The following is a 6,569-nucleotide window of genomic DNA, read 5'->3' on the forward strand; positions in this document are numbered from 1 at the left end:
GATATGGATCGTTTCGTGATTTCGCAGAGAGGTACCAGGTTCCATCGTGCTTACACCATTTCAAATTTTGTTGAATCATTGTAAACAGGGCAAGGTTATATATCTTTTCATTTCAGATTATTTTGAAATGAAGCGGAAGGCCACATCCTGTTGCGGAACGCCGGCAAGGGAGGGAGATCCAATCACGGAGATCCCCGAACAGATCCAGAGAGACCTTGATGCACGCGGAGGGCTCGATGCAATACTGAAACAGATTCCATTGCAACCGTCACTTGAAAGAAGGAGCAGAATTTACCATGCGCTCTCAGATCCGCTTCGCCTTTCCATTCTTTATATCATCCGGGACCAGCCGCTATGTGTCTGTGTCATCAACCGGTTCATGCGGCTCTCCGGTTCGAAGCTCTCCTATCACCTGAATATCCTGAAAGAGAATGGCCTGATCGAAGGGGAGAACCAGGGCAACTGGATCGTGTACTCGATCACCGACCGGGGCCGTAACCTGCTGCGGTGCACGGAAAATGCAGAAAACGGCGCTGATACGGGGTGCTGTAATCGTCCGGAGTGAGGTCCTGCAGACAGGATTTCGGTTTTTATCATACCGCAGGTTGCATGACTGTTGCATCATCCGGAGGACGCAACCATCCGTTTGCTCCTTGCGGAACTCACCGCACGGTACGCCGGCCCTGATGAGATGATCTTCTCCTCCCCGGGCACGATCAGGGGTCTGGTTACTATCCTCAAAAACGGCAGGAAGATCCATTTTCTGGCCGGCCTCGACACACCTCTTGCTGCGGCGACCTTATTGCCCCGTTCCATCCGGCAGCCGGTAACTGATAATCTTTTTTGATCCAGATTGTCGAATACTGATGTACCGCTCCATTATTGCACGGATTATCTCTGGATTATAGACAGGCACTATTGTCTCATTGATTCTGTAGAACTTGTGACTCGAGCGATATCAGGATAAGGGGGCTGGTCAGCATACTCCAGTCCCTGTCACCGGAACACCAGGTACTCCAATGCAACGGCAACGACAAGGATAACAATCCCGGCGAGCGCGATGGGAAGCGTATAATTCTTCACCACAGTATTCACGCTGTCTCCCGTTGTCCGCTGGACGAGCCAGAAGAACGGGTCGGTAACATAGGAGACGATACAGGAGCCGGCCGCGACGAGAAGGATGAGCGGGACCGGGTGAATTGCACCCGTGACAACCGAGCCGGCCAGCACTTCCGCGGCAATGACAGCGGTCGTGACCCGTGACCCCTGGGCGGTTGCAAGGATTGCGGCAATAACGAACGGGACCAGGATGACCGGTAAAAAGAGCGTCATCTGGAGGAGCGCTGCTTCAGTGAACCCGGAATGCACGATCACGTACCCGAGGGCTCCCGCCCCGCAGATATCGAAGATGATCATGCCCCCGTGTTTTGCACCGCTGGTAACGCTTTTTGACCGGATGTTATGGGGTGCAAGAACAATTGCCGCCCCTGCCCCCGCCAGCATGATGACATTCATGATGCCAACGTGCGAGAGGCCGAGGAGGAAAAACGAGACAGGGATTGCGATAAGGATCGTAATAAACGGGCCCCATGCTCTCCAGTGAATACACGGGATCTCCTCCTTACAAACAGGCAGTTTCTGGTCCATTTTGCCAGACATTCCGGTGATCGCGTCTCCGGATTCCGGCATGCCTGCCCAGCGGAAAAAGAGGATGATTATGGCAAGGACTGCCAAAGAGAGCGGGATGGCAATGGCGTCATAGAAGAGCGCGCTCGTACCCGCTGCAAAATTCGTAAACAACGGGATAACCGCAGGAGTCGGGAAGATAAGCGTGTACGATACGATGCTGCCGACAGCAGCAAGATAGAGGAGGATGTTCTTTTTCTTTTTGTCCTGTTCGATACATTCCAGGATCGGGACGAGCATCACGTACGCGGTGACACAGCAGGTGATGGGAACGGAAAGGAACCAGCCCGAGAACCCGGCAAGAGCGGGAGGACTCCTGACAATGTGCCGGATATCGGAGACGATCTCTTCTGCCTGGTGCTGTTCCTGCAGGAACGCCGCTATCACCGCCCCGCAGAAGATGATGATGCCAAACGAAGAGAAGACCTTCCCGGCTCCGGAAACAATCTCTTTCACCGTTGTATCGAGCGTCATCCCGGCAAGCAGGCCAAAAATGATCGCACCCCCGATGAGGGTAAAGAACGGGGAGACCCGGTAGTAGATGCTGACAATCGTGATCAGCACGAGCGTTATGGCAAACGCGATGAGAAGATCCATTGCATCCGGTTCCGCGGAAAAACACAAAAAGACTTCCTTCTCATTCCCCGAAACCGGGCAGCCGTGGATTGCGGGGATACCGGGCAGCCTTTTATTCTCTTTCGGTACAGCCCTCCAATCTCTTGCTTGTCTGCCATGCAGGTCATCACAAAAATATAGGATCACACTATAATGTACTGTTCATGGCGGAAGGATTGCGGGTTCTCTATATTGATGATGAACCCGAACTCCTGGAGATGGCGAAAATTTTCCTGGAAATGAACGGCGAATTCCAGGTCGCCATTTCCACCTCCGCAAAAGAGGTCCGCAGTCTCCCCCTGACCCAATCCTACGATGCCATTGTCTCCGATTACGAGATGCCGGAGATGAACGGGATCGCGTTTTTAAAACATGTAAGGGAGCAGTTCGGCGACATCCCATTCATCCTTTTCACCGGCAGGGGCCGCGAAGAGGTTGTGATCGATGCCATCAACAACGGCGCCGACTTCTACCTCCAGAAAGGCGGCTCGGCGCAGGCACAGTTTGCCGAACTTGCCCATAAGATCCGGCAGGCGGTTGTGAAACGTCGGGCACAGGCCGAGCTCCGGGTAGCGTATAACCGGATCACGGCGTCGGAGGAGGAACTGGTCCGGAGCGAGCAGCAGTTGCAGGAGAGCGAGGGCAAGTTCCGGGATTTTGCCGACCACCTGCCCCAGATGGTCTTCGAGACGGATATGGACCTCCGGATTACGTACGTGAACAAATACACCATCGACACGTACGGGTTCCCGGTTGAAGCCGTGGGCAGCGGCATAAGCATCCTCACCTTCATCCACCCATCCCAGCACGCCACGTTCATGGAGAGTGTCCACCATCTCCGGTACGGCATACCGTTCGCGCCACGGGAGTATATCGCATTTGACAAGGAGGGAAAACCCTTCCCTGTCGTGGTATACTCCTCGCCCATCTTCCGGAACAAGCAGATGGTCGGGTTCCGCGGTGTGGTTGCAGACATCTCTGCAAGGAAGCGGGCCGAGCAGGCATTGCGCGAGAGCGAGGAGAAGTACCGCTCCTTTGCCGAACTTTTTCCCCAGATCGTTTTCGAGACCGATGAGGATCTCCGGCTCACATTTGTAAACAAACGCGCCGTGGCCCAGTTTGGATACACACCGGGGGAAGTTGCTATGGGGTTCGATGCGCTGAAGATTATCGCCCCTTCCCAGCATACCCGCCTCAGAAAGAATATGGCAAGCCTGGTCCGCGGGGAGCCCTATAAAAGTGAAGAATACACCCTGATCCGCAAGGATGGTACAACGTTCCCCGGCCATATCTACGCAAACGTTGTATACAAGAATGGGAAACTTGCCGGTTACCGGGGGATCATCATCGACATCTCCGAGCGGAAGCAGGCCGAAGATGCCATAAGAGAGAGCGAAGAAAAATACCGGCTGCTCGTAGAAGTAAACCAGGACATCATCTACTCTCTCGAAGAGGACGGGACGATCCGGTACGTGAGTCCCAAGGTCTCGGAACACCTCGGCTACCAGCCAGGCGAGTTGGAAGGAAAGAATTTCCAGGAGTTCATCCATCCCGATGATGCAGCGAGGGTGTACTTCACGATGACGCAGAACATCCGCATCGGATCGCTTGCCATGTCCGAACGGTTCCGGGTGCGGTGTAAAGACGGCACGTACCGGTGGTACGAGGACAAGACCATTTATTCAAGAGACAAAAACGGTCACCAGGTTGAGATAGGCACCATCCGTGACATCACCGAGCGGAAAGCGGCAGACGATGCCCTCTTTGCATCACGGCAGATGCTGCAGTGCGTTCTCGACACCATTCCGCAGCGGGTCTTCTGGAAAGACTGTAATTCGGTCTATCTCGGGTGCAACAAGGCATTTGCCACAGAAGTTGGTTTTTTGGACCCCGCAGACCTTGTGGGAAAAACTGATTACGATCATTCCTCATCTGCATTCGCGGAACAGTTCCGTGATGACGACCGTGAGGTGCTCGAATCCGGCCAACCGAAAATGGATATTGAAGAGCCCCTGGTCCTGCCGGATGGTTCCACGATCTGGCTCCGCACCAGCAAGGTGCCCCTCCGCGACAAGGATGGCGGGATCATCGGGGTCCTGGGAAGTTATGACAACATCTCGGAACAGAAAAAAGCACAGGAAGCACTTGTGGAGAGCGAAACCCGGTTCCGCGACCTCACCGAGCGCCTTCCCCAGATGGTCTTCGAGACCGATCGTGAGCTCCGGATAACCTATGCGAACCGGCAAGCCGCATCGGTCTCCGGTTTCTCTGTGGAGGAACTCACCGCGGGAAAACCGGTCCTCTCCCTGATCAAACCCACCCAGCACGCACGGTTCATGGAGAGCGTGAAGAACATCCTTGCTGAAATTCCCTATGAGTCAAAGGAATATACCGCGATCCGGAAAGACGGGACCACGTTCCCGGTGGTTGTCTATTCGTCCCCGATCTACAAGAACCTGGAGATTGCCGGTTTCCGCGGGGTTGCCGTCGACATCTCCGGCCTGCGGAAGATGGAGGCCGGCATCCGGGAAAACGAGGAGAAGTTCCGTTCACTGGTGGAAAACGCAAGCGATATCGTCTTTTCGCTGGACCGGTCGGGGAATTTTACCTACATCTCCCCGCAATGGGAGGACATCCTGGGACAGGACCCCAAAGCGCTCATCGGTACCGCTGCTGCGGCCCTGATCCATCCCGATGATGTGGCGAGGAACCTCCGGGCCTTCCGCTCGGCAATGGAAGAGGGAACCCGGATCCGCGGCCTCGAGTACCGGATCCGGCACAAGAACGGGAGCTGGCGCTGGCACTCCCAGAGCGCAGCCCCGGTCCGGAACGCATCCGGCCGGATCGTTGCCTACCAGGGGATCTGCCATGATATCACGAAAGGAAAGACCGCTGAGAAGGCGTTGCGCGAGAGCGAGGCACACTACCGGCTGCTGGCAGACAATGTGAAAGACGTGATCTGGACCGCAGACACAGACATGCACCTCACGTACGTCTCCCCGTCAATGATGGCGCTCCGGGGCCTGAGCCCGGACGAGGCCATAGCCGAGCCCATCGAACATGCCCTGACCCCGGAATCGCTCGCGCTCCTCCGTGAGCACTACCGGAAGGCAAAGGAGGCCATGGATAACGGGGGAGACATGCCGGACCATACTCCCCTGGAACTGGAATTCACGCGAAAGGACGGGTCAACGGTCTGGACAGAAGTGATTATGACGCCAACGTTCGGACCAGATGGCACTCCCAATGGAGTTGTCGGCATCACACGCGACATCAGCCAGCGGAAGGCATCGGAGCAGGCCCTGCGGGAATCCGAGAAGATGTTTTCTACGATCTTCCGGACCAGTCTCGTTGCCCTCACGCTGCTCTCCGTGAAAGACAACACCTTCTATGCTGTCAACGATGCGTTCATCAAGAACAGCGGGTACTCACGCGAAGAGGTGCTCGGGAAGACCCCATGGGAGATCGGGCTCCTTTTCGACAGGGAGAATGGTGAACGTATTGCCTCCATTCTCCAAAAAGAGCGGCACATCGAGGCCGTGGAAGTACCGTTCCGGGCAAAGGACGGGACCGTGCAGATCTGCCTGTACTCGGCCACGCTCATTACCATGCAGGGAGAACTGTTCCTCCTCTCAAGCGTCATCGATATATCCGGCAGGAAGAACATGGAAGAGGCGCTACGGCAGGCCAACCACAAGCTCAACATTCTCTCAGGCATAACCAGGCACGACATCAACAACCAGCTCCAGGCGCTGGGCGGGTATGTCGAACTGCTCCGGAATAAAGTCCCCGGACCCTCATATGCCGAAGACTTTTCCCGCATCAGCCGGACGATCGAACAGATCTCGAACCTGATCCAGTTCACGAAGGAGTACGAGATGATCGGCGTGCACGAACCGGCCTGGCAGAACCTCCACGGGATTATCGCAGCCTCCGGGAAAGCCGCGCTTCCAAAGGCCATCCGATTCGAGAACCTGCTTCCGGGTGACCTGGAAATTTTCGCCGATCCCCTCATCTCCAAGGTCTTCTTCAACCTCATGGACAACGCAAGGCGCCACGGGGGATCGATCCGGCAGGTCCGGTTCACGCTGGAGGAGAATGACGGCACCCGGATCATTGTCTGCTCGGATGACGGGGTCGGCGTTCCTTCCGCCGAAAAGGAAAGGATCTTCGCACCGGGCGTGGGAAAGAACACCGGCTTTGGCCTTGCCATCTCCCGCGAGATCCTCGACATCACGGGCATCATGATCCGTGAAACCGGTACAGAA

The 6,569-nt window shown here is 55.7% G+C and carries 4 protein-coding genes; 3 read left to right on the forward strand and 1 reads right to left on the reverse strand.

Translation table 11 applies throughout. The annotated features are described in order from the left end of the window. Positions 1-127 precede the first annotated feature (127 nt). Both CW742_RS05100 and CW742_RS05105 read left to right on the forward strand, forming a co-directional pair. The gene (locus CW742_RS05100) at positions 128-565 is read left to right on the forward strand and encodes a helix-turn-helix transcriptional regulator (protein ID WP_292417388.1); all 438 of its coding nucleotides are present in this window, start codon (positions 128-130) and stop codon (positions 563-565) included. Positions 566-616: 51 nt separating this feature from the next. Beyond that, complete coding sequence (locus CW742_RS05105) at positions 617-847, forward strand: hypothetical protein (RefSeq protein WP_292417391.1); 231 nt, start codon at positions 617-619, stop codon at positions 845-847. A gap of 149 nt (positions 848-996) precedes the next feature. On the opposite strand, the gene CW742_RS05110 is transcribed toward CW742_RS05105, so the two are convergent. Beyond that, positions 997-2,283 (reverse strand): GntP family permease, encoded by a 1,287-nt coding sequence (locus tag CW742_RS05110; protein WP_292417393.1) that lies wholly within the window; start codon positions 2,281-2,283, stop codon positions 997-999. A 182-nt stretch (positions 2,284-2,465) separates the two neighbouring features. Here CW742_RS05110 and CW742_RS05115 point away from each other — a divergent pair. Further along, on the forward strand, positions 2,466-6,569 hold a 4,104-nt coding region (locus CW742_RS05115; RefSeq protein ID WP_292417396.1), incomplete at its 3' end, for a PAS domain S-box protein.

Source organism: Methanoregula sp., from assembly GCF_002835825.1.
Classification (GTDB): domain Archaea; phylum Halobacteriota; class Methanomicrobia; order Methanomicrobiales; family Methanospirillaceae; genus Methanoregula.